17 protein-coding genes and 1 tRNA gene are annotated in these 22,517 nt (G+C 65.9%); 8 read left to right on the top strand and 10 right to left on the bottom strand.

Annotation, left to right across the window (positions count from 1 at the left end; all coding sequences use genetic code 11):
• Positions 1-38 precede the first annotated feature (38 nt).
• The 5 genes from VF643_RS11375 to VF643_RS11355 form a co-directional block, all read right to left on the bottom strand.
• On the bottom strand, positions 39-698 hold the full coding sequence (locus VF643_RS11375) for a hypothetical protein (RefSeq protein WP_331043507.1): 660 nt from the start codon (positions 696-698) through the stop codon (positions 39-41).
• Positions 686-2,242, bottom strand: coding sequence for an alpha-amylase family glycosyl hydrolase (locus VF643_RS11370; RefSeq protein ID WP_331043506.1), 1,557 nt, complete (start codon positions 2,240-2,242; stop codon positions 686-688). Before VF643_RS11370 ends, VF643_RS11375 begins: the two co-directional genes overlap by 13 nt.
• Positions 2,239-3,168: a glycerophosphodiester phosphodiesterase family protein gene (locus tag VF643_RS11365; RefSeq protein ID WP_331043505.1), complete on the bottom strand. Its 930-nt coding sequence runs from the start codon at positions 3,166-3,168 to the stop codon at positions 2,239-2,241. Before VF643_RS11365 ends, VF643_RS11370 begins: the two co-directional genes overlap by 4 nt.
• Complete coding sequence (locus tag VF643_RS11360) at positions 3,165-5,669, bottom strand: TonB-dependent receptor (RefSeq protein ID WP_331043504.1); 2,505 nt, start codon at positions 5,667-5,669, stop codon at positions 3,165-3,167. Before VF643_RS11360 ends, VF643_RS11365 begins: the two co-directional genes overlap by 4 nt.
• A 125-nt stretch (positions 5,670-5,794) precedes the next feature.
• Complete coding sequence (locus tag VF643_RS11355; protein ID WP_331043503.1) at positions 5,795-6,895, bottom strand: ROK family transcriptional regulator; 1,101 nt, start codon at positions 6,893-6,895, stop codon at positions 5,795-5,797.
• Between the two features lie 90 nt (positions 6,896-6,985).
• Between VF643_RS11355 and VF643_RS11350 the strand changes: the two genes are divergently transcribed.
• Complete coding sequence (locus tag VF643_RS11350; RefSeq protein WP_331043502.1) at positions 6,986-8,269, top strand: MFS transporter; 1,284 nt, start codon at positions 6,986-6,988, stop codon at positions 8,267-8,269.
• Between the two features lie 146 nt (positions 8,270-8,415).
• Here the strand turns inward: VF643_RS11350 and VF643_RS11345 are convergent, their stop codons facing one another.
• Together VF643_RS11345 and VF643_RS11340 are read right to left on the bottom strand one after the other, a co-directional pair.
• Positions 8,416-10,947, bottom strand: a complete 2,532-nt coding sequence (locus VF643_RS11345) for a TonB-dependent receptor (RefSeq protein WP_331043501.1) — start codon at positions 10,945-10,947, stop codon at positions 8,416-8,418.
• Positions 10,948-11,466: 519 nt separating this feature from the next.
• Positions 11,467-11,553, bottom strand: a tRNA-Tyr gene (locus tag VF643_RS11340).
• A gap of 161 nt (positions 11,554-11,714) precedes the next feature.
• Between VF643_RS11340 and VF643_RS11335 the strand changes: the two genes are divergently transcribed.
• The gene (locus tag VF643_RS11335; protein ID WP_331043500.1) at positions 11,715-13,319 is read left to right on the top strand and encodes a M20/M25/M40 family metallo-hydrolase; all 1,605 of its coding nucleotides are present in this window, start codon (positions 11,715-11,717) and stop codon (positions 13,317-13,319) included.
• The gene (gene rlmB / locus VF643_RS11330; RefSeq protein WP_331043499.1) at positions 13,319-14,062 is read left to right on the top strand and encodes a 23S rRNA (guanosine(2251)-2'-O)-methyltransferase RlmB; all 744 of its coding nucleotides are present in this window, start codon (positions 13,319-13,321) and stop codon (positions 14,060-14,062) included. The genes VF643_RS11335 and rlmB overlap by 1 nt, the downstream gene beginning before the upstream one ends.
• A 445-nt stretch (positions 14,063-14,507) precedes the next feature.
• On the opposite strand, the gene VF643_RS11325 is transcribed toward rlmB, so the two are convergent.
• Together VF643_RS11325 and VF643_RS11320 are read right to left on the bottom strand one after the other, a co-directional pair.
• Positions 14,508-14,774 carry a hypothetical protein gene (locus tag VF643_RS11325; protein ID WP_331043498.1) on the bottom strand — a complete coding sequence of 89 codons (267 nt, stop codon included), beginning with the start codon at positions 14,772-14,774 and terminating at the stop codon, positions 14,508-14,510.
• 349 nt (positions 14,775-15,123) lie between these two features.
• Positions 15,124-15,441, bottom strand: a complete 318-nt coding sequence (locus VF643_RS11320; protein ID WP_331043497.1) for a 2Fe-2S iron-sulfur cluster-binding protein — start codon at positions 15,439-15,441, stop codon at positions 15,124-15,126.
• A 72-nt stretch (positions 15,442-15,513) separates the two neighbouring features.
• Here VF643_RS11320 and VF643_RS11315 point away from each other — a divergent pair, with 72 nt between their 5' ends.
• Together VF643_RS11315 and VF643_RS11310 are read left to right on the top strand one after the other, a co-directional pair.
• Entirely contained in the window at positions 15,514-16,143 is a 630-nt protein-coding gene (locus VF643_RS11315; protein ID WP_331043544.1) for a DNA-3-methyladenine glycosylase 2 family protein, read from the top strand.
• Positions 16,144-16,185: 42 nt separating this feature from the next.
• A complete protein-coding gene (locus VF643_RS11310) occupies positions 16,186-16,935 on the top strand; it encodes a TonB family protein (RefSeq protein ID WP_331043496.1) in 750 nt (249 codons plus the stop codon).
• A gap of 3 nt (positions 16,936-16,938) precedes the next feature.
• Here the strand turns inward: VF643_RS11310 and VF643_RS16140 are convergent, their stop codons facing one another.
• The gene (locus VF643_RS16140) at positions 16,939-17,622 is read right to left on the bottom strand and encodes a DUF2147 domain-containing protein (RefSeq protein WP_414713851.1); all 684 of its coding nucleotides are present in this window, start codon (positions 17,620-17,622) and stop codon (positions 16,939-16,941) included.
• Positions 17,623-17,625: 3 nt separating this feature from the next.
• Here VF643_RS16140 and VF643_RS11300 point away from each other — a divergent pair, with 3 nt between their 5' ends.
• The 3 genes from VF643_RS11300 to VF643_RS11290 form a co-directional block, all read left to right on the top strand.
• The gene (locus tag VF643_RS11300; protein ID WP_331043495.1) at positions 17,626-20,055 is read left to right on the top strand and encodes a glycogen/starch/alpha-glucan phosphorylase; all 2,430 of its coding nucleotides are present in this window, start codon (positions 17,626-17,628) and stop codon (positions 20,053-20,055) included.
• Positions 20,052-22,217, top strand: coding sequence for a 1,4-alpha-glucan branching protein GlgB (glgB, locus tag VF643_RS11295; protein WP_331043494.1), 2,166 nt, complete (start codon positions 20,052-20,054; stop codon positions 22,215-22,217). The genes VF643_RS11300 and glgB overlap by 4 nt, the downstream gene beginning before the upstream one ends.
• A gap of 27 nt (positions 22,218-22,244) precedes the next feature.
• The coding region (locus VF643_RS11290; protein WP_331043493.1) for a sugar phosphate nucleotidyltransferase at positions 22,245-22,517 on the top strand (273 nt) is incomplete at its 3' end.

Genomic DNA, 22,517 nt, shown 5'->3' with positions numbered 1-22,517 from the left:
TCCGGGCTACGCCCTCCGCCGTCACATCCCCATGCCGGTCAGGACCAGCGCGCGCCCGGCAAACTCAATAGCCGGGGGTCAATGTTGGACGCCGATACGGGGTCAATATCCCGCGCCGGTTGACACGCGAGGCCCGACGCGGCGAGGCACAGGACGTGGACCGCCTTCGCACCCCATCGACGAGTCAGCGGAACAAGCGCAAGCGCCGCGACGAAGGCAACGGCATTGTAGCAGGCGCCGAGCTGGCCGACCGTCAATACGGATTGGCGGAACGCCGCATTCCCGGCATCGGTCGTATCGTAAAGCGAGCGTGCGATCGCGAAGGTGATGAACTGCCAATAGGCGAACATCGCATACCATTGGCACAGCATGGGAAACGCCAGCTGGCGCATCGGCCGCGGCATTTCGATGATTGCGATCCTGAGGTCACGCAGACTGCCACGCAGGGTCAGGGGTTCGGCGACCGATTGACGCTGTTCGTCCGGAGACATCGGCAGTTCGGGAACCCGCCACACCGACCACAGGATGGTGCAGAGTGAAAGCACCGCGCCGATCTGGAAGGCGGCACGCGTGATCTGCGGGATGCCGTTCGTATCGATGACATCCTTGTCGAAGCCGATCAGGACAAGCAGCGTCGGCGAAAGATACGACAATGTCTGCGCGAGGCCTGTGAACGCCGACTGGGTCAGGAAGCCCAAAGGACGCTGATGTGCGCGGAGGGTGTCGTCAGCGCGCCCCAATCCATCGCCGGCCGGTGAATCCACCGACCGTCATGCGCCTTCTGGGGATCAGCCAGATAGGACGCGTCGTTCAATATTCCGGCCTCGTCTCCCATATAGGTCGTTGCGAGCCCGCCCGAGGCGATCGCCAGCGTGTTGAGCAATGCGACGCGGCGAAACGCCATTTCGCGATCGGTGTCGTCCATTGCCGCCTCAAGGCCGGCAAGCGACGCGAAGGTGCCGTTGATGCCGTGCAGCGCGGCACCGTCCGACTGAAATGGTTTCCCGCGCGCCCAGCTGCCGCCGGTTCCTTCCAGCCACCGCGCGACGTGTGACAGCCGGGCGACGGGGTCGGGATCGATATCCTCCAGGTCGGCGAGGACCGCGCCCCATCCGATATCGTCATGACAGCGCGCATAGCTGAGCCAGTTGGCACCGCGTGGCAGCACGTCGCTCGCGCCCAGGATCGCGGTCGGCAGCGGGGCCGATTGCTCGGCGAGCGCGACCCAGCCCGCGACCATCAGGGAATTGTTATAAACGAGATGGCATTCGGATTCGAAGCCGTCCCCCTCATCGGCCCCGAAATACGGCGACACGAACGCGGTCGGGACCACAGCCTCCGCCTTCAGCAGGGTGGCCGGCGCGGCGATATCGAGCGCGGCGCGCAAGGCGCGGACGATGTAATGTGCCTGCGGCAGGTTGCGGCAGTCCGTGCCTGCCTGCTTCCACAGGAAAGCGGTGGAATCGAGCCGAAACGCCTCGAAACCATGATTGGCGAGGCGGAGCATCACCTCCAGCATCGCAAGGAAGACCTTGGGGTTCGCCCAGTTCAGGTCCCACTGAAACGGATAGAAGGTCGTCCAGACCGATCCGCCCATCGCCGGTACAGGGGTGAAGTTTCCGGGTGCCGTTTTCGGAAAGACCTCCGTCAGATCGGCCTCGCGCATCGCCGCCTCGGCGGGATCGAGAACGATGTAGAAATCGCGGAACTCAGGGTTCCCGGCGCGCGCCGCGCGCGCCCAGGGATGATCGTCGGCCGTGTGGTTAAGTGCGAGATCGACGCACAGACTGATCCGGGCGTCGCGCAGGCGCGCGGCAAGCCGCCCGACATCGGCCATCGTGCCGAGGCGGGGCTCGACCGCGAGATAGTCCGCGACCGCGAAGCCGCCATCGCTGTCGCCGTCGCGCGCTTTCAGCAGGGCGAGCAGGTGCAGGTAGCGAACGCCAAGCGATTCGAGATGGTCCACATGCGTGCAGACGCCGTCGATAGTGCCGCCGAAGCGATCGACATAGGCCGAATAGCCGATCATGTCCGGCGCAACGAACCAGTCTGGATCGGTGCACCGCGCGTCATCGAGCGCGACGAGCGCCGCGGGGCGAGCGGCGGCACGTTCGGTCACGATCGCACATGCGCGGGCGAACAGTTCTTCGATGTCTGCGACACCGCTATAAAGGCGTTCGAGCTGGCGCTTCAGGCCTGGCCCGGATCGGTTCAGCCGATCGGCGATGCCAGGCGCTGTCACCGCCTCAGCCCCTTTGCATGCAGCCACGCCTTCAGGCGCCAAGGCTCATCGGTCTGGATGATCGTCACGCCCTTGCCGATCAGCACGCCCCAGACGGCCCCCGGATCGCCAACAGCGCGCGAATCGAGAAACGGGCCGGCCAGGTTCATCGGCCTGCCGGTTTCGATATCCGACCCCATCGTGTTCACGAACAGGCGGACGTTGGCGGCGGCCGGCCGCGCATCGTCCAGGATGGCAGGATCGTCGAAGATGAGCTGGATCGCGGTCGGCTGCAATGCCGCCGCACGCCGCAGCGCGATCGCCGCGGAAATCGGGGATTGCCGCTGGAGATAGACGGGCTGCGTGGCGATGCCCAGCCTGCGCGCGCGGCGCATGATCGCCGGATCGACCGCGATCGGGACGTTCAGGACGACCGCGCGGGTGGCGCGCTGCGCGACGACTGCGTCGATGATGCGGTCGAGCGCGGCGGCCTTGACGTCGATGTTCACCAGCACACGACCGCGCGCGGCCGTCAGCGCTTCGGCGAACGTCGGGATGCGGCGATCCGTCAGCGCCTCCGCCGGGCCGCCACCGTGATCGCGCAGCCGCATCCGGCGCAATTCGGCGAGCGTCAGGTCGGCGACGGCACCGTGACCGTCGGTGGTGCGGTCGACGGTCTCGTCGTGCATCAGCACGAGCGCGCCGTCGCGCGTGGTGCGTAGATCAATCTCGACCATGTCGATGCCGTCGGCGATACAGACGCGGATGCCGTCGATCGAGTTCTCGGGCGCCTTCTTCCAGCAGGCGCGGTGCGACGCGACGAGCACGGTGGCACGATCGTCATGGAGCAACCGTTCCAGCGGCGTGTCGCCTGTGCGGGCATCGGCCGGAGGAGCGGCGGCGGCGACCATCGCCGCCGCCACCGTCGCAAGCAATTTCCAACTCACCAGCGGTAGCTGACGGAAGCGGTGAAGATGCGACCGAAGATCGGTCGCGCATAGATGGCCTCGGCCGTGCCCTGCCCGGTCAATTGATCGACCCGCGCATTGCCCTCGGTCAGGCCGACCGCGTTGGTCACGTTGCTGACGTGCGCCTGGACGTCGATCCGATCGGTGACCCGTGCCAACAGGTTTAGGTCGAGCGTGGTGAAGGCCGGCAGCGCGGTGGCGTTGGTATAGTCCACATACCGGCGGCCGAGATGATAGCCCTGCGCCGACAGTTCGATCGGGCGACCGGCGACGTCGAAATACACGGTCGGCGTCGCCGTGAAGATATAGCGCGGGATGCGCGACAACTGCTTGCCGTCCAGGCCGTCATACGCGACGCCCGTCGCCGTGTTGACCAGGCTCTTGGTCGTCGGGTCCTGCACCGTCGCCGTGCCCGCCAGGCTGAAGAAGCGCGCCGGCCGCCAGTTCAGGTCGGCCTCGATTCCCCTCGTCTCGGTCGCGCCCGCCAGCGACAGGTTCACGACATTCCCCGCCGAATCGAGGACGATCGCGTTGGTGCTGAGATTGTCGAACTTGCTCCAGAACCCGACCACGCCGAAGCTCAAGTTCCGGAATGCCGTGCGGATGCCGCCTTCGGCCTGCGCGATCGTCGTCACCGGCACGGCCTGGGTCTGGTAGACGTTCTGGAGGCGCGGGAGGCGCTCGGACGCGGTATAGCGCGCGAACAGCTGGACGCGTGGGTCGATCTTGAACTCCGCGCCGACCGTCCATTGCAGGGCGCGGCGGCTGTCCCGACGCTCGGCAAAGGCGCCGCTCAGGCCGCCGACGTTGTCGTCGGCGAGGGTGGCGGCATTGCCGAGATTGCGCGTCGTGTTGGCGTATACGCCACCCTTGGCATCATAATAGGTGTAGCGCAGGCCGCCATCGATGCCGAACTTGCCGAAGCTGACCGCGTCCGAAATGTAGGGCGACAGATAATAGCCTTCGGCATGGCCGCGCGTGACGCCGCTGCCGTAGCGAACGAAGCCGTTCTCGGTCACCGAACCGACCACCTGACCGGCGGCGTTGTAGGCGACGACGTTCAATAGGTCCGCGTTGTTCTTCAGACTGGTGAGAATCGTGTTCTGCAACCGGTCCTGGTCGAAATCGAAGTGGTTGTAATACACCCCGAACGACAGGCTGTGCCTGCCGAGTACGCCGCCGAGCAGACCGTCGTCGAACGTCTTGCTGACGCGGAAATCGTTCGCGATCGTCTTCACACGGGTGCTCGCCGTCCACAGCCCGCTTTCCAGCACGAGCCCGCCCGTCGTTGCCGGGTCGAACGTCGCTCCAGTGGCTGCATTGGTGAAGCCGACACGCGTCACTCCGGTGAACCCAGCCTGCGCCCGCGTCAGCCCCGACGCGAGATAGGTCGTCCCGGCGGTCGGCGCGGCGCCTGAGAAGATCGCGTCGTAGGTAACCTTGGCATCCATGAAGCGCGTCTTGTTGGTCACGGTGAAGCCATCGCCCGCGTCCCAGGTCATAAAGGCGCCGGTTTCCAACACCTTGCTGTGGATGCCATCGGCCAGATCGGAGGTCGTCGTCGTCGCCTGGCTGCCGAAGAAGCTGCGCAGCGTCGTCTTGCGGAAGGAATTGGAGGCGAGCGTTCCTTCGAGCGGATCGATCAGCCCGGCGAGCGAGATGGACGGGTTGCGCGGATCGGCCAGCGGGATCGGATTGTAGAAGGCGGTGCGGTCGTTGAGATATTTGCCGTCAATGTCGAGCCGGACGTCACCCAGCAGGAACGACAGACTGCCGCGGATCTGCCCGCCCTTGTCCGCCGTGAAACCAGGTTCGCGATAGCCATCGTCGCGGCGATAGAAGCCGCCGAGGCTGTAGCGGACCGAATCGCTGATCGGGCCGGCGACATAGGCGTCGCCGCGCGCGAAACCGTGGTTGCCGCCGGTCAGCTTTACCTGGCCTTCGGGTGTCGCGGTCCCGCGCCTGGTGATCGCGTTGACGGTGCCGCCTGGCGCGTTGTTCGCGAAGATCGGCGACGTGCCGCCGCGCACCACCTCGACCCGCTCGGTCATCAGGTCGAGCGAATAGAGCGTGTCGATGTTGAGGAAACTTTCCTGCGGTTCGTCGAACAGCGTCAACCCGTCCTCCTGCAACTGCACGTAGAACCAGCCGCCGGCGGGAAGCCCGCGGACGTAGAGATTCTGACCGCCGCCCTGGCCGCCCGAGGGTTCGGCCGAGAAACCGGGGACAGTCTTCAACAGATCGGCGGTGCTGAGCGGCGCGGCCCGGGCGATGGCGTCCTCGGAAAACGTACTGATCGCGAACGGCGCGTCGAGCTTGGTCCGGCCGATCGCGGTGCCCGTGACGATGATGTCCTGCGCGTCGGAGGCTTCCGCCTGCTGCGGGTCAGCCGGTGCCGATGTCGTCGCATTCTGCGCCGTTGCGCCATTCGCCCATATGAGCGCGACGAGGGCAGTACCCCCGTGGAGAAGCCTTTTCATGATTGTCCCTTTTCAAGCAGCGACCCTCTCCCAAAGGTCTGGGAGTTGGATGCGACGGCTATCCGTGGGGATCAAGACAGTCTTATTTATTTTATCGGAAATAAATCGAATATCAGGATTTAATGTTATCTCCGGCTCGTCACGGCATGAATCGGCACAAGGCCGGCACCGATGCACACCGCCGAACTTCCCAGCGTCGATGCAAAGAGTTTCGGGCGGGGCGCACGATAGGCGGCGTCTTCCCATCGTCCGAGCCGATCGACCAGGCCGTCGAGCAGCGGTGTGGGCAACGATCCCGAAATGACGATCGCGCCTGGATCCAGCCAGGCGACGCCGCTGGCGATGGCGTGCTGGAGCTGTTGCGCGACCCGGTCCATCCAGCCCGAAAAGATCGCGTGATGCTCCGCCAAGAGTTCGTCGAGTCCGGCAAGATCGTTCGCGTCCACGCCGTGACCTTGCAGCGTGACGATAAGGTCGATCCCCGACGGACGGTCGATCGTGCCGGGGAACAGTCGGCCGATTTCACCGGCATTGCCGAACTCGCCGCGATAGGGATCTCGCTCCGCCACCAGACCGCCGCCGACGCCGTGCCCGAGGAAGAAGACCAGCGCGGTGCGAAACGCACTGACGATCCGTTCCTGATAATATTCGGCAAGCGCCGCGGCGGTGCCGTCATTCTCGATCCAGACCGGCAGGCCCAGCGCGTCGTCGAAGAAGGACGCGAGCGGAACGTCGTGCCACCCTTTCAGCCAGGTAACCACCGACCGGCGTTCGTCGGGACCGATCAGATAGCCGGGCACCGCGACGCCGAGGCCGAGGAACCGGCGCTGGGTGACGCCCAACCTGCCCGCCAGCGCGACCAGCCGGTCCCGTACCGCAGTGGCGAAGGCCAGGGGTTCGGCGCTGTGGAACGGCGTGACATCCTGCGCCAGCAGCTTGCCCGCGAAGTCGATCAGTACGACTTCCAGCCAGCCGGGATGGCACGTCGCGCCGGCGGCATAGGCACCGTCCCCGGATACGCCCAGCGGCACCATCGGCCTGCCACGACCCTGGCCAAGCAACTGCTCCTCTTCCTGGACCAGACCGAGTCCGATCAATTCCCTGGAAAAGCGCGTGATCGCGGCGTTGCTCTGCCCCAGCGCCTCGGCGATTTGCGATCGGGGCGTCGGGCCGTACACCCGCAGATGCCAGATGATCCGCTTCTGCAAATCGGACAGCGAAATCATGTGACGTCGTGCAGCGCGCATGCCCACCGATTAGTTTATATATTGAAACTAAATTACGGTTATAGGAGGCGGTCGCCGATGGGAAGCTGCATGTCGCCCCCTGATCTCGCCGGACCAGTCCATCGCCGCACCCGGCAACTGCTCTACGCCTCCGGGAATTTCGGCAAGAGCCTGGTGTGGGCGGCGTTCGACACGGTGCTGTTTTTCTATCTGACCAGCATCGCCGGCATTCCCCTGGCGCTCGCAGGCGCCATCATCATGACGGCGCTGGTGTGGGATGGCTTCGGCGACCTCGTCATCGGCTATTGGGCGGATCGCACGGGACGCAAGGACTTCCTTCGGACCCTGCTGGTGGTGGGTGCGCCCATCTGCGGCACGGCCTTTGCCGCGGTGTTCCATGTCGCCGCCGCAGCTCCCGGCTGGCGGATCGTCGCCGTCGCCTTGCTCTGCTGGATCTGCCGGATCGGCTATACGCTCTGCGACGTCGCCCACAACGCGATGCTGGTCACCATGTCTGCCAACGAACGCGACGCCTCGATCGTTTCGGGCCTGAGGCTGATGTTCAGTGCCGCCGGCGCAGCAGCGGTCGGCCTGGCATTGAAGGCCGGGCTGGCCCCGCCGACGGTGGCCGGGCAGCAGGCCGTATTCGTCGTGTGCGCCATCATGGGCGGGATCGCCTATACCGCGACGCTCTGGGCGGCGACCGGCGTGAAGGACGCAAGCCTGGGCAGCGAGCGGCATGCGGGAACGCTGCGGTTGCGAACCGCACTCGCGGCGCTGGCCGCAACCGCGTCATATCGCAGGCTGTGTCTCATCATCTTTCTTCAGGCTGGCGTGACGTCGCTGTTCATGAAGAGCCTGCCCTTTTTCGGAGCGTCCTTCTTCGGCGAAGCGGCATGGGCCGGCGATGCGATCATTGTCATGACGATCGCACAGGTCGCCGCCCTGCCCGTACTGATGATGCTGGGCCGCCGGGGGGTATCGACCCGGACATTGACCCAAGGATCGCACGCGCTGACGGCGCTCTCGCTGATCGGTCTGCCGATAAGTGCGATGTACGTGCCGCTGCTCGCGCCCGTGGCGCTGGTCGGCATCGGTGTCGGGCTGTCCGGCATGAATATGACGGTCTGGGCCAACCTGGCGCTGATCGTCAGGAACATGACCGTGGTTCAGGCGAACCTCCACGCCCTGCCGGTCGGCCTGTTCCTCGCCATCCTGAAATGCGCTGCCGGGATCGGCTCGGGCATCCTCGCCTTCGGTCTGTCCTGGGGCCAGGCCTACGGAATGCAGCAAGGCCCGATCATCCTGATCGTGGCCATTGCCGCACCCTTCGCATCGAGCATCGCGTGCATCGCACTGACTCGCCGCGGTTGATGTTTGCGACCGGCCTTACGGTCCAATACCCGACGCAGCGTCGGCGCCCCGCCAGCAGCATACTCGCAGAGGTCGGGCCTATACCTCGGCCACGAGCCACCTACGGTTATGGCGTGTTCCCTTCACCCGCTCGCTGCTCTCCGCCCTCAGAACGCATAACGCACGGTCGCCGAAGCCGTGCGGCCGTTGTACGCGCGTGCCAGCGCAAAACCGCTGGCAGGAAGGGCGCCCTGAACGATGTCGTCGAACGCCAGCGTGTCGAAGACGTTGTTGACGTTCAGCATCAGCTGCACGCGTTCGATCGGGCGGATTTGCACGAAGGCGTTGACCAGGGTGTAGCCCGGCATCTTGAGCTGGTTGACGTCCTGGGCAAAGCTGCTCGTCGTGCCGATGACGTTGACGCCGACAGTTACGTAGCGGGTGTCGATCTGCGGTGTCGCCTGGAAGATGAAGTTCGCCTGGTGCCGCGGCGTGTTGCCGACCAACTGCGGATTTGCCACGTCGCTGGCGATCTCGGCATCGGTATAGGTGCCGCCCGCGGTCAGGCTGAACACGCCGCGCCGGGCACCACCTTCCACTTCCACACCCTTGGCCTTGTAGCCGCGCACGATGACCTGGGGCAAACCTCCAACGGACTGGACGTTGCGCTCGCCCACCTTGGCCGAGAAACCGGTTACGTTGAACGTCATGCCTGCCTGCCGAAACTTCAGCCCGATTTCGGTTTGCTTGACGGTATCGAACGCGCTGGCCGCTTCCAACGGAGCACCGGACACCGGGCTGTGCGCCGCTGAGAACAGCAACCTGCTTGCGGCGGCACGTGCGCCGCGGCTGTTGCGCGCGAACACGGCCAGCGGTTCGGCGAGCCGCACGTTGATGCCCGCCGAGTAGCTCAGATACCCGTAGTCGTAATCGACCCTGCCTGGAGTTCCAAGCGGTAACACCCCGGTCGTCCGCTCGGCGACCGATATCCTGCCGTCGCCGTTAAGATCGACGGGTGCGGTGCCGACGCGACCGCCACCCAGTCCGGCACCATATAAGGTGCCTTTTACGTCGCCCATATCGTAACGAAGGCTGCCACCGATGGCGACCCTGCCGACATGGTAGTTGATCGACCCGTAGGGCGCATTGATCGCGTAATTGACATCGTATTTGCGGCTGAAGCTTCCATTATTGAAGCCGAAGCTGATGTAGCCATCCTGCGTCACGGGAACACCCGCTGCTGTCGTCACGTTGATGAGCGCCGTCTGCCCGTTGCCGCGAACATCCGACAAGTTGTTGACGATTGCCCAGTCGACATCGAAATCCTGTGACGACTTATAGAATCCGGCAGTGGTCGTCAGGTTTCCATTACCGACCTGCCAGACGCGGCTGACGCGAAGATCGTTCGTGATATTGTTCAGACTGCGAAAGACGAAATCCTGTACGCGGGTAGATACGAGCAACCCGTTGCCGTTCAGGGTAGAGGGATTGGTGATCCTCTGTCCGGCAAGCGGACCATTGGCATAGCTGATCGTCGCGCCAGGTCCGCCATTGGCAAACCCCAGGCCGCTGGAAGAGGCAAGGGTCTGGGCCGCGGCTACCGCGGTGGGGTGATATTTGAAATTGTCCCCGGAAATATCGGCGAAGCGAAACTTTTCGGTGACCGTCCATTCGCCGAAGTCGAACTGCGCGTCGAAACCGGCCGCCTTGACGATCGCCTCTTGGCCGATGCGCGCGTCGTCGCGCTTGATGACGTTGGCGCTGTCGAGCGTCACGAGGTTGACGGTGTTGGGCGAAATGACCGTGTCCGTCTTGACGTCGAAGTTGCGCGCGCTCGTGAACACCGGGTCGGAGTTCGAGCCCGACACCAGGATCGGCACTGCCTGATACGACGGCGTGCGGTCGTTGAGATACTTGCCATAGAGCCGGATGTAGCCGTTGCTGAAGGTCTTGGTGACGTTCAGCTTGATCTGGCCGCCGCGGTAGGCGTCGAACCCCACGGCGCGCGGCCCTTCGCCCTGGCGATAGAAGCCGCCGACGTGAAAGCGGAGCGTGTCGCTGATCTTGTGGCCGTAATCACCATCGACGCGATATTCACCGTAATCGAGGCCCACCGTAGCCTGGATGGCACCACCCTCGGTTTCTCCGGTCTTCGACAGCAGGTTGATGACCCCGCCCGGAGAGTTGGAGGCAAAGGTCGACGCCGATCCGCCACGGATGGCTTCGATCTGCGCGACGTTCAGGTCGAAGCGCATGAACGTGTCCGGGGCCACCGGCTGCAGGTCGCCGAACTCCAGTACCGGCATTCCGTCTTCTTGAAGTTGCAGGAACTTGGCGCCGGTTGCTGCCAGGGGCAGGCCGCGAATCGAATAGCTGGCATTGCCTTCGCCGCCGGCATATTCGACGCGGATGCCGGGGATGTTGCGCAGAACCTCGCCGAGCGAGCGGGCGCTGAACTTCTCGATCTCGCTGCCCCGCAGCGTGCTGGTCGACGTCGCGCTGTCGAGACGGTCGCGGCCCTTGGCGACGCCGGTCGAGAACACCTCCTCGGCAGGCGCCTTGCTGGGGGTGGCGGGAGCCTGTGCCTGAGATGCCGCGGCCGCGTCCTCAGGCGCGGATACCGACTGGGCAGCCTGTGCCGCGGCGGACCAGAATAAGGCAACCGGTGCGACGGTCGTCAGAAAACGATGGTACTTCACAATATTCCCCCCCAAGGATTTTATAAGTTTGAACGCGGCGCGCAGAACGCATCTGAGCGTCGTTCAAAAACGTCTGCCTCTGCATTGTCGAACCGCACACGCGTTTGCTGCCGCAGCGCAATTCAGAATGAATTCCTAGGCTTGCACCCGTTAAAACTGCGTAAAGGACGATGTTGATGTATGACAATTGACCCGACCGGGCCTGTTGGCGGCATCGGTCAGCGCAATGCGACCTAGCACGGAGGCGGAGCGCGACGATCGCGAGATGGCGACCGTGCTACCAGGCGGAGGATGAGCCACTCACGGCAACGGCGTGCTCCGTGGCCCGCTCGCCGCAGCGTGCACGCGCCTATGGCGGGAAACGTGCAAGGCCGGCCTGGCGCACCGGGGGCCGACGACGCCGCATTGCCGCGGCGCTCCCTCTTCCCGTCGTCTTGCGTGTTTCAGAATCGCTGACGATGCAGCTCTTGCAGCCGAAGCCCGGCCGGCGGGCCTCGAAACGCGCTGAAGCGAGAGGCATGGTGGACAGGGTAGGGTTCGAACCTACGTAGGAGAAACTCCGGCAGATTTACAGTCTGCTGCCTTTAACCACTCGGCCACCTGTCCAGGTGCTTCGTTAGCAGGCGCGCCCAATGCCCAAGCGCGCCCGCCCTGTCAACGACGCACGTCTTCGGGCACGGGGCGGGCCAGGTTTTCGGACGACACGGGGTTGCGGACCTTGCCCCCTCCCGCCTAGCAAGCCGGTTCAATCGAAACGGGGTTTTCGCATGCGCCGCTTATTGTTCGCCGCCACCATGTTCGCGCCGGTACTTTGCGCACCGGTGGTCGCACAGGATCGGGAAACCGCCACCGCGCGGATCATCGACGAGGGCACGAACCACAGCCAGGTGATGCCCACCGTCCAGCAGCTGACCGACGTCATTGGCCCGCGGATGACCAATTCGCCCGCAATGCGCCGCGCGGAAAGCTGGACCGCGGCGAAATTCGCCGAATGGGGGCTGAAGAACGTCCACAAGGAAGGCTTTCCCTTCGGCCGCGGCTGGTCGATCGAGCGGTCCAGCGTCCGCATGGTCACGCCCCGCGCCATTCAGCTGACCGCGATCCCGATCGCCTGGACCCCCGCCGCGCAGGTCAGCGCGCCGGTGATCGTCGCGCCGATCCGCCGCGAGCGCGATTTCGACAAATGGCGCGGACAGCTGAAGGGCAAGATCGTCATGATCTCGCTGCCGGGCACCGGCGACGAGCCGGGCGAGGCACCCTTCCAGCGGCTGTCGGGCGAGGACATCGCCAAGCTCGACGCCTTCGATCAGCCGCGCAACGATCCCGAGGCGCAGGCCCGTCGCCTCAAGCGCCTGGGCTTTCCCAAGGCGCTCGATACCTTCCTGAAGGCCGAGGGCGCGGTCGCTTATGCCACCCGGTCGCGCGGTGACGGCAAGCTGGTCCACGGCGAAGGCTCTCTCTTCGAGCGTGCCGACGACCCGCAAATGCCCGGAATCGAGATCGCCGCCGAGGATTACCGCCGCCTCGCCCGCCTGGCGAAGATCGGCCCCGCCCCCACGGTCGAGATCGCCAGCGACGTGCGCTTCGACGACAGCGACATGAACGCGTACAACATCATCGCCGAAATCCCCGGCACCGACGCGAAGGCCGGCTATGTCATGGCGGGCGCGCACCTCGACAGCTGGGCCGCGGCGGACGGCGCCGCCGACAATGCCGCAGGCTCGGCGATGGTGATGGAGGCCGCGCGCATCCTGGCCGCGACCGGCGTGCGGCCGAAACGCACGATCCGCTTCGCTCTCTGGGCCGGCGAGGAGCAGGGCCTGCTCGGCAGCCTGGCCTATATCGACCAGCATCTGGCGACGCGCGGCGCGCCGGGCGAGCCGAGACTGAACGGCGACCACGCCTATTACGGCTGGCCGAACCGCTGGCCGATCACCCCCAAGCCCGGCTATTCGCAACTGGCGGCGTATTTCAACATCGACAACGGATCGGGCAAATTGCGCGGGCTGTATGCGGAGGGCAATGCCGCGGTCGTGCCGATCTTTCGCGACTGGCTGGCGCCCTTCGACGCGATGGGCGCGGCGAACGTGGTGGCGAGCCGCACCGGCGGCACCGATCATGTCTTCCTGCAATCCATCGGCCTGCCCGGTTTCCAGTTCATCCAGGATCCGCTCGATTACGACAGCCGCATCCACCACACCTCGATCGACACCTTCGATCACCTGAAGGCCGACGACATGCGCCAGGGTTCGATCGTGCTCGCCGGCGTGCTGCTGCGCGCCGCGAACGCGGAAAAGCCGCTGCCGCGCGGGCCGCTGCCGACGAAGCCGGTCGTCACTGATCCCCTCGCCTATTCGGTGGATGACGATTGATGGCACGCAAGGGACATCGCCCGAGCACCGGCGTCGCCAACCGCCCGCGCTTCTGGGGGCGGCATGCCGTCACCGCCGCGCTCGCCAACGAAGCGCGCACGGTCCGCAAATTGTGGGGGACGCGAGAGGCGCTGGCGAGCCTGAACCTGCCGCCGATCCTGCCGGTCACCTTCGCCGAGGTCACCGACCTCGGCCGCCTCGTCCCCTCCGACGCCCCACACCAGGGGCTGGTGGCGGAGGTCGATCCGCTGGAGGAGATGTGGCTGGCCGATCTGCTGCACGCCGGGCGTGACGACCGGCGCCCGCTGATCGTGCTCGACCAGGTCACCGATCCGCACAACGTCGGCGCGATCCTGCGTTCGGCGGCCGCCTTCGACGCGCTCGGCATCGTCACCCAGGATCGCCACGCGCCGCCCGAATCGGGCACCGTGGCCCGCGCCGCATCGGGCGCGCTGGAGACCACCCCCTGGGTCCGCGTCGTCAACCTGGCGCGCGCGCTGGAGGAGATCGCCGAAGCCGGCTTCTGGCGCGTCGGCCTTACCGGCCACGCCAGCCAGACCTTCGCGCAGGCGATCGGCCAGCAACGCATCGCGATCGTGCTGGGCGCCGAGGGCGAAGGCATGCGCCAGAATACCGAAACCCACTGCGACGAACTGGCGCGGCTGCCGATCTCGGCGAAGGTCGAGAGCCTGAACGTATCCAACGCCGCGGCAATTGCGCTGTATGCAGTGGCGGCGCGGTAGATCAGCGAGGGGGTTGGCTGGAAGGGAGTGACGTTCGGCAGATCGCTATACCTAGTGGGAAGCGGTCGTTTAGCGGTCCTCAACGGGCACAGCCTGCCAGTCCCCAAAGGTCGAATAAACCTGTGTGTCAGGCCACCCCGGGTTAGTCTCGGTCCGTCTGGTAAGATGAACTTGCGCCAATCGCCCCGTCGCTGAGTCGAAATAGCAGATCGTCTCTCCGCCAGCGCCGGCCTATGGCATAGGCTTCGAGTCCGAAAAGGACGTGCTCAGCGCAAAGTTCGCGCTGAAGTTCGACTGCGGCCCATTCGCGTTCCGTAGCACTCTCGATGCCATACCAGTCGCCATCCCAAGAGATTTCGTTCTGCATAGGTGCGAGTTTACCGTTGCCGGGAACGTCGGCAAGTGGGCGGAAGCGGAATGCCTAGGATTGGTGGAACGCGGACGGTCAGGTCTTCAGTAGCTGATAGGCTTCGAACACATCCACAGGATTGAAAATCCGCTCGTCCACGGTGATCCATGCACCCTTCCCATGGTAGCCGTCCGCGCTTGAAGCGTATTCGACCACCTCTCGAAAAGAGGCCCACGATTGCGGGTTCTCCTCCGGAGGTGAGCTAACCCACGACCAGTCGAAGTCGTCCTCGTCGAGGTTGTCGCCGGGGAATAGCCAGACCAGAGTCGCGGCTGCGTCCCAAGGGTAGGGTCCAGTTTGCATGGGTGAGCTTACCAAGCGGCGTAACGTCTGCAACTGGGCGACAACGGCCGCATCGTCTCTGTCCTACAGACCCCATTTCGTGCCACGGCGGCCACGACCCGCTCACGGCGCCCGATCGCTCTTTCTCATCGCTGCGAAATCGACCCGCTCACGCGCCAATCAACATCAACGTCCGCGCTCCCCAGCATCGCGCGACACCGTGTAGGATGTGACTTTCCAATGACCTGCCGAGGCGCAAAGGCCCGACGTCGGCAAAGCCGCCGTCGACCGGGTTCGGCGCGCCGACCCGTCGGCCGTGCCGAGCGCTGCGCTATCGCGCATCGGCGCGGGCGTGGCGCGCCTGCGCTCGTCAATCCTCCGCGGCGATCCGCACCCGCAGTCCGTCCAGCGCATCGGTGAACGGCACCTGGCACGACAGGCGCGAGGTCGCGTCGCGGTCCGCGGTCGAATCGAGCAGATCGTCTTCGTCCGGACTTATCTTGGGCAGCAAGTCCGCAAAATCCGCATCGACATGGACGTGGCACGTCGCGCACGAACAGCAGCCGCCGCACAGCGCCAGCAGCTCGTCGATCCCCGCGTCGCGGATCACCTCCATCACCGACAGCCCGGCCTCACCGTCGATCGCGCGTTCTTCCCCTTCGCGCGTGGTCACGATAAGTGTCGGCATGGCTCATCCTTTGCTAAGTCCCCGCGCCCATGCCGCGCCTTCCGGCGGGGATCAAGCATGGGCCCAAAAACCGTGGGCCTGACGGCGGAGCAGTTGCGCACCGCGCTCGATGCGCTGGCGGCCGGCGAACCCGCCTTCGCCACCGCTCTGGCGCGCGCCGGCTACCCCGCGCCGCGCATCCGCGAGCGCGGCTATCAGACCTTGCTGCGCACCATCGTCGGCCAGCAGGTGAGCGTAAAGGCCGCCGACGCGGTGTGGCGCAAGCTGGAGGCGTTGGTCGGCGACGCGACCGATCCCCACGCGATCCTCGCCGCCAGCGACGAATCCCTACGCGCCTGCGGCTTCTCGCGCCAGAAATCGAGCTACGCCAAGAGCCTGGCCGAGGAGGTGACCAGCGGCCGCCTCGATCTTGACCGCCTGCCTGCCGACGACGAGGAAGCGATCGCGCAGCTCACCCGTGTTAAGGGCATCGGCCGCTGGTCGGCGGAAATCTACCTGCTGTTCGCCGAGGGCCGCGCCGATATCTGGCCCGCGGGCGACCTGGCGGTACAGATCGAACTCGGCCGCATCCTCGGCCACGAAGCGCGGCCATCGGAAAAGCTGACCCGCGACCTGGCGGAGGCATGGCGCCCGCACCGCGGCGCGCTCGCCATCTTCACCTGGCACCATTATGGCGCCGCCTCGGACGCCGCGCCGGTATAGCCGTTCGGCGGCAGTTCATCGCCGCGATGCAATGGCGGGGGCATGGCATTCGGGCAATCGGACAAGCGTAGCCGCATCGTCGCGGCGATCGGCGCGGGTGCGGTGCAGGCGCTCCTGATCTACGCGCTCGTCATGGGCCTTGCCTTCCACCTGCCGGCCAGCGTGGACGAGGGATTGGCGCTGTTTACCGTCGCCCCGCCGCCGCCTGAGCGCGAGCGACCTATCCCCGAACGCCAGCGAAGCCACCACCGCGAAGGCGCCGCCGCCCCGCGCAGCCTGCGCGCGCAGGCCACCGAAGTCGTCGTGCCACCGCCGATCGTGCCGCTCCCCATCGTCTCGCCGGTGATCGCCGCGCCGGTCGCGGGGGTCGGCACGCAGGCGTCACAGGGCACGTCCGCCCTCCCCGGCCCGGGCACCGGCAGCGGCGGGACCGGCGACGGCACGGGCAGCGGCGGCGCGGGGGACGGCGACGGCGACGGTTTCGACACCCCGCCACGGCTGAAGAAGGGCCGCATCCGCGATTCGGACTATCCGCGCGCGGCGGCGGCGGCCGGCGCGAGCGGCATCGTGTCGGTACGCTATCTGATCGAGCTGGACGGCCGCGTCAGCCACTGCGTCATCACCAGATCCAGCGGCAATTTCGCGCTCGACGAGACGACCTGCCGCCTGATCGAACAGCGCTTCCGCTACGAACCCTGGCGCGACTCACGCGGTCGCCCGGTCCTCGGCTATGTCGTGCGCGACAACGAATGGGTGCTCGACCGCATCCCTGCCGACCCGCCGCCGCGCTGATACTTACCGTGCCGGCGTCCAGACCTGGGTCTTGCAGAAGAAGGAGATGCAGCCCTTTACCTTCAGCGATCCGTCGCGCTCGCGGGTCACGATCGCCTTGTAGCTCTTGCCGTCCTCGGGATTGTAGATGCGGCCGCGCCAGTCGGCGCCGGCATCCGCGAAGCCCGACAGGATCGGCACGCCGACCATCGGCCGCGTCCGGAGTGCCGGGTCGGGATTGTTGGAATCGCGCCCCGTCGCACCCGGTGGCGCCTTGAGCACGCGATCGACGCGCCCGCACAGCGATTGCCCCCCTCCCCCGCACGGCGCGATCGCCACGATCGCCTTGCCGCCTTCGGTCAGCCAGCGTCCGGTGATCGGCGTGGCTGCGTGCGCGGCGGCGGGAACGGCCAGCAGGACCAGGGCGGGCAGCAGGTGTCGCATCGTCGTCTCCGGATGGAAGCTGGTGACATGGGCCGGTGTCGGTGAACCGCCGATGACCCGCGCGCGCCCCGTTTGTCGTGCCCGGATCGATCCGGCAAGATGCCGCGTCATCCCGTCGATCGACACACTGCGGAACATTCGATTAGGAAAGTCGAAGGACGGTGCTGCCAAGGCGTGGCGGTCGCAGCTTGCGCGCGGGATGGTGAATGCCCGCGTGACATCGTGCGGCGCCGCGTTAGGATCACCCTCGAACAGACCGGACATGATGTGACCAGCACAATTGCTTCGCCCGTCGCCACTCAGGCGAATCCCCTCGCCGGCGCGATCCTCGACACCCTCATCCACCGGATCGGCAAGGATGCACAAGCCGCGCGCCCGCACGACTGGCTGGCGGCGACGATCCTGACGATGCGCGACGACATCATCGACCGCTGGATGGCATCGACCAAGGCGGCGCACGCCGCCGGTGCCAAGCGCGTCTATTATCTCAGCCTGGAATTCCTCATCGGCCGGCTGCTGCGCGATGCCATCGCCAATCTCGGCCGCACCCCCGAAGTCGCCGCGGCGCTGGCGTCGCTCGACGTCGATCTGGCGGAGATCGAGGAGATCGAGCCGGACGCCGCGCTCGGCAACGGCGGCCTCGGCCGGCTCGCGGCGTGCTTCATGGAAAGCCTGGCGAGCCTCGATCTGCCCGCTTACGGTTACGGCATCCGCTACGTGAACGGCATGTTCCGCCAGCGCATCGACGACGGCTGGCAGGTCGAATTGCCCGAGACCTGGCTGACCCACGGCAATCCGTGGGAATTCGAACGGCGCGAGAGCGCCTATTTCATCGGCTTCGGCGGCGAGGTGATCGGCACCGAGGACGGCGCGGTCCATTGGAAGCCCGCTGAGGCGGTCGAGGCGGTGGCGGTCGACACGCCGGTCGTCGGCTGGCGTGGCAAGCGGGTCAACACGCTCAGGCTGTGGACCGCGCGCGCCTTCGATCCGATCCACCTCGACGCGTTCAACGCCGGCGATTATTCGCGCGCGCTGGCCGGGCAGTTGAAGGCCGAGACGCTGGTCCGCGTCCTCTACCCCGCCGACAGCAACCCCGCCGGCCAGGAACTGCGGCTGCGGCAGGAATATTTCTTCTCCTCCGCCTCGATCCAGGACATCGTCCGCCGCCACATCCAGTATTTCGGCGACATCCGCACCTTGCCCGACAAGGCCGCGATCCAGCTCAACGACACCCATCCCGCGGTGTCGGTCGCCGAACTGATGCGGCTGCTGATGGATCATCACGACGTCGGCTTCGATGAAGCGTGGAAGATCACGCAGGGAACCTTCGGCTACACCAACCACACGCTGCTGCCGGAAGCGCTGGAAAGCTGGCCGCTGCCGCTGTTCGAACGGCTGCTGCCGCGCCACATGCAGCTCGTCTATCAGATCAACGCCCGGCTGCTGCGCGAGGCACGCAAGAGCGGCACCGACGACCGTGCGATCGCCGCGATCAGCCTGATCGACGAAGGCGGCGAGCGGCGGGTGCGGATGGCCAATCTCGCCTTCGCCGGATCGCACAGCGTCAACGGCGTCGCGGCGCTCCACACCGATCTGATGAAGCAGACGGTGTTCGCCGATCTCCATCGCCAGTTCCCCGGCCGCATCAACAACAAGACCAACGGCATCACGCCGCGGCGCTGGCTGCAGGAATGCAATCCCGGCCTGACCGCGCTGATCCGCGAGGCGATCGGTCCCGCCTTCCTCGACGACACCAACCGCCTGGCCGATCTGCTCCCCTTCGCGGAGGACGCGGCTTACGGGGAGCGTTTCGCCGCGGTGAAACGTTCGAACAAGGTGGCATTGGCACAGCATCTTCGCGACGTGACGGGCGTCCGGATCGACCCGGACGCGATGTTCGACGTGCAGATCAAGCGCATCCACGAATATAAGCGCCAGCTGCTCAACATCATCGAGACGGTCGCGCTCTACGACCAGATCAGGCGCCACCCCGAACGCGATTGGACGCCGCGGGTAAAACTGTTCGCAGGGAAAGCCGCGGGCAGCTATCACAATGCCAAGCTCATCATAAAGCTGGCGAACGACGTCGCCCGGCGGATCAACGCCGATCCTTCCGTCGGGCCGCTGCTCAAGGTGGCGTTCGTTCCCAATTACAACGTCAGCCTGGCGGAGAAGATCATCCCCGCCGCCGATCTGTCCGAACAGATATCCACCGCGGGCATGGAGGCGTCGGGCACCGGCAACATGAAGTTCGCACTTAACGGCGCGCTGACCATCGGCACGCTCGACGGCGCCAATGTCGAGATCCGCGATCACGTCGGCGCGGACAATATCGTCATCTTCGGCATGACCGCCGATGAAGTCGCCGCCAAACGCGCCGAAGGCTATGTTCCGCGCGCGGTGATCGAAGGATCGCCCGAATTGCGCCAGGCGGTGGACGCGATCCGAAACGGCGTGTTCTCGCCAGACGATCCTGCCCGCTATGCCGGGTTGATGGACGGTCTGTACGACCACGACTGGTTCATGGTCGCCGCCGATTTCGACGCTTATGCGAGCGCGCAGCGTGAGGTGGACGCGCGCTGGAGCGATCGTGCCGGATGGAACGGCTGCGTCATCCGCAACGTCGCGCAGATGGGCTGGTTCTCCTCCGATCGGACGATCTCCGAATATGCGCGCGACATCTGGGGCGTCATGTGACGCCGCCGCGTGGCGCCATCGAGGCTCTGCTTGAGGGGCGCCACGACGATCCTTTCTCGCTGCTCGGCGCATTTGCGGGGCCGGACGGCTCGTTCGCGCGGGCGTGGATACCGGGAGCCGAGACCGCGGAGGCCCACGACCTCGGCGGCACCTCGCTGGGCGCACTGACGCGGGTCGATGACGGCGGGCTGTTCGAAGGCACGATCGACGGCGCAGCCCAGCCGCTGCGCTACAAGGCGCGGCGGCATGGCGTCGAATGGTGGGTGAGCGACCCCTATACCTTCGGCCCCGTGCTCGGCCCGGTCGACGACCTGCTGATGGCCCAGGGCAATCACCTGCGCCTGCACGACAAGATGGGCGCGCATCTGATCGCGCACGAAGGCGCGTCGGGCGTGCATTTCGCGGTCTGGGCGCCCAACGCTCGGCGCGTCGCGGTGGTGGGCGACTTCAACGACTGGGACGGCCGCCGCCACACGATGCGCAGGCGCGGCGACACGGGCGTCTGGGAGATCTTCGTCCCCGACATCGCCGAGCACCGCAAGTACAAGTTCGAGATCATCGGTCCCGACGGCGCGCTCCAGCCGCTGAAGGCCGATCCTCACGCCTTCGCCTCCGAACTCCGTCCCGCCACCGCCTCGATCACCACCGCCCCCGCGGTGCGCGCATGGGGCGACGCCGATCACCGCGCGCATTGGGCAAAGGTCGATCCCCGCCGCGTGCCGGTTTCGATCTACGAGGTTCACGCAGGCTCGTGGGACCGCGACGAGAACGACTGGTTCCTGACATGGGACGCGCTCGCCGACCGGCTGATCCCCTATGTCGTCGATCTGGGCTTCACCCATATCGAATTCCTGCCGGTCAGCGAACATCCCTACGACCCCAGCTGGGGCTATCAGACCACCGGCCTCTATGCGCCTTCCGCCCGCTTCGGCGATACCGACGGCTTCGCGCGCTTCGTCGATGGCGCGCACCGGGCCGGGATCGGCGTGCTGATCGACTGGGTGCCAGCCCACTTCCCCTATGATGCCCACGGTCTCGCCCGCTTCGACGGCACCGCTTTGTACGAGCATGAAGACCCGCGGCTCGGCTTCCACCCCGATTGGAACACCGCGATCTACAATTTCGGGCGGCGCGAGGTGTCGTCGTTCCTCGTCAACAACGCGCTTTTCTGGGCCGAGCGTTTCCACGTCGACGGCATCCGCGTCGATGCGGTGGCCTCGATGCTCTACCGCGACTACAGCCGCCTGCCCGGCGAATGGATTCCCAACGAAGACGGCGGGCGGGAAAATTGGGAAGCGGTCGCCTTCCTGCGCGCGATGAACAAGGCGGTCTATGCCGCGCATCCCGGCATCTTCACCGTGGCCGAGGAATCGACATCCTGGCCCGGCGTCTCGCGCCCGGCGCATGAAGATGGTCCGAAAACGAATCTGGGTTTCGGCTTCAAGTGGAACATGGGCTTCATGCACGACACGCTCCAATATATGGCGCGCGAGCCGGTGCACCGGCGGCATCATCACGCCGAGGTCACCTTCGGCCTGTCCTATGCCTGGTCGGAGAATTTCATCCTGCCGCTCAGCCACGACGAAGTGGTGCACGGCAAGGGATCGCTGCTCACCAAGATGGCGGGCGACGACTGGCAGAAATTCGCCAATCTGCGCGCCTATTACGCGATGATGTGGGGCTATCCGGGCAAGAAGCTGCTGTTCATGGGGCAGGAATTCGCGCAGCGCGCCGAATGGTCGGAGGCGCGCGCGCTCGACTGGCATCTGCGCGCCAGCCAGAGCCACGAGGGCGTCCGCAATCTCGTCCGCGATCTCAACCGCCTCTACGCCGCGCGGCCCGCGCTCCACGCCCGCGATTGCGAGCCGGAGGGCTTCGAATGGCTGGTCGCCGACGATGCCGCCAATTCGGTTTTTGCCTGGCTGCGCAAGGCACCGGGCGAACCGCCGATCGCAGTGATCTGCAACATGACGCCGGTCGCGCGCGCGCCTTACCGCGTGCCGCTGCCGCATGACGGGCGATGGTGCGAGGTTCTGAATTCCGACGCACACGACTATCGCGGCTCAGGGCTGGGCAACCTTGGCGGCGTGGACGCGCAAGACGGCGGCGCCTGGGTGACGCTCCCGCCGCTGGCGACCGTCATGCTGGAGTTCGAAGGCTAGACAAAAGAACGACCTGGAGAGAGAGACATGGACCACAAACGCGGCCAACCGCTCGCGCGCGACGCGATGGCTTATGTGCTGGCCGGCGGCCGCGGCAGCCGGTTGTTCGAGATGACCGACACCCGCGCCAAGCCCGCGGTGTATTTCGGCGGCAAGAGCCGGATCATCGACTTCGCGCTCTCCAACGCGATCAATTCGGGCATCCGCCGCATCGGCGTGGCGACGCAATACAAGGCGCACAGCCTGATCCGCCACCTCCAGCGCGGCTGGAACTTCCTGCGCCCCGAACGCAACGAGAGC

This window comes from Sphingomonas sp. (assembly GCF_036387595.1).
In the GTDB taxonomy this organism is placed as follows: Bacteria; Pseudomonadota; Alphaproteobacteria; order Sphingomonadales; family Sphingomonadaceae; genus Sphingomonas.
The sequence above is the reverse complement of the archived record's forward strand: the minus strand, read 5'-3'. Positions and strand labels throughout refer to the sequence as shown.

What these genes read in the sequence shown, in the direction of transcription:
- VF643_RS11320 (WP_331043497.1), bottom strand. Translation starts at nt 15,441, where the DNA reads ATGCCGACACTTATCGTGACCACGCGCGAAGGGGAAGAACGCGCGATC.
- VF643_RS11325 (WP_331043498.1), bottom strand. Translation starts at nt 14,774, where the DNA reads ATGCAAACTGGACCCTACCCTTGGGACGCAGCCGCGACTCTGGTCTGG.
- VF643_RS11350 (WP_331043502.1), top strand. Translation starts at nt 6,986, where the DNA reads ATGTCGCCCCCTGATCTCGCCGGACCAGTCCATCGCCGCACCCGGCAA.
- VF643_RS11335 (WP_331043500.1), top strand. Translation starts at nt 11,715, where the DNA reads ATGCGCCGCTTATTGTTCGCCGCCACCATGTTCGCGCCGGTACTTTGC.
- VF643_RS11355 (WP_331043503.1), bottom strand. Translation starts at nt 6,895, where the DNA reads ATGATTTCGCTGTCCGATTTGCAGAAGCGGATCATCTGGCATCTGCGG.
- rlmB (WP_331043499.1), top strand. Translation starts at nt 13,319, where the DNA reads ATGGCACGCAAGGGACATCGCCCGAGCACCGGCGTCGCCAACCGCCCG.
- VF643_RS11310 (WP_331043496.1), top strand. Translation starts at nt 16,186, where the DNA reads ATGGCATTCGGGCAATCGGACAAGCGTAGCCGCATCGTCGCGGCGATC.
- VF643_RS11360 (WP_331043504.1), bottom strand. Translation starts at nt 5,669, where the DNA reads ATGAAAAGGCTTCTCCACGGGGGTACTGCCCTCGTCGCGCTCATATGG.
- VF643_RS16140 (WP_414713851.1), bottom strand. Translation starts at nt 17,622, where the DNA reads ATGTCCGGTCTGTTCGAGGGTGATCCTAACGCGGCGCCGCACGATGTC.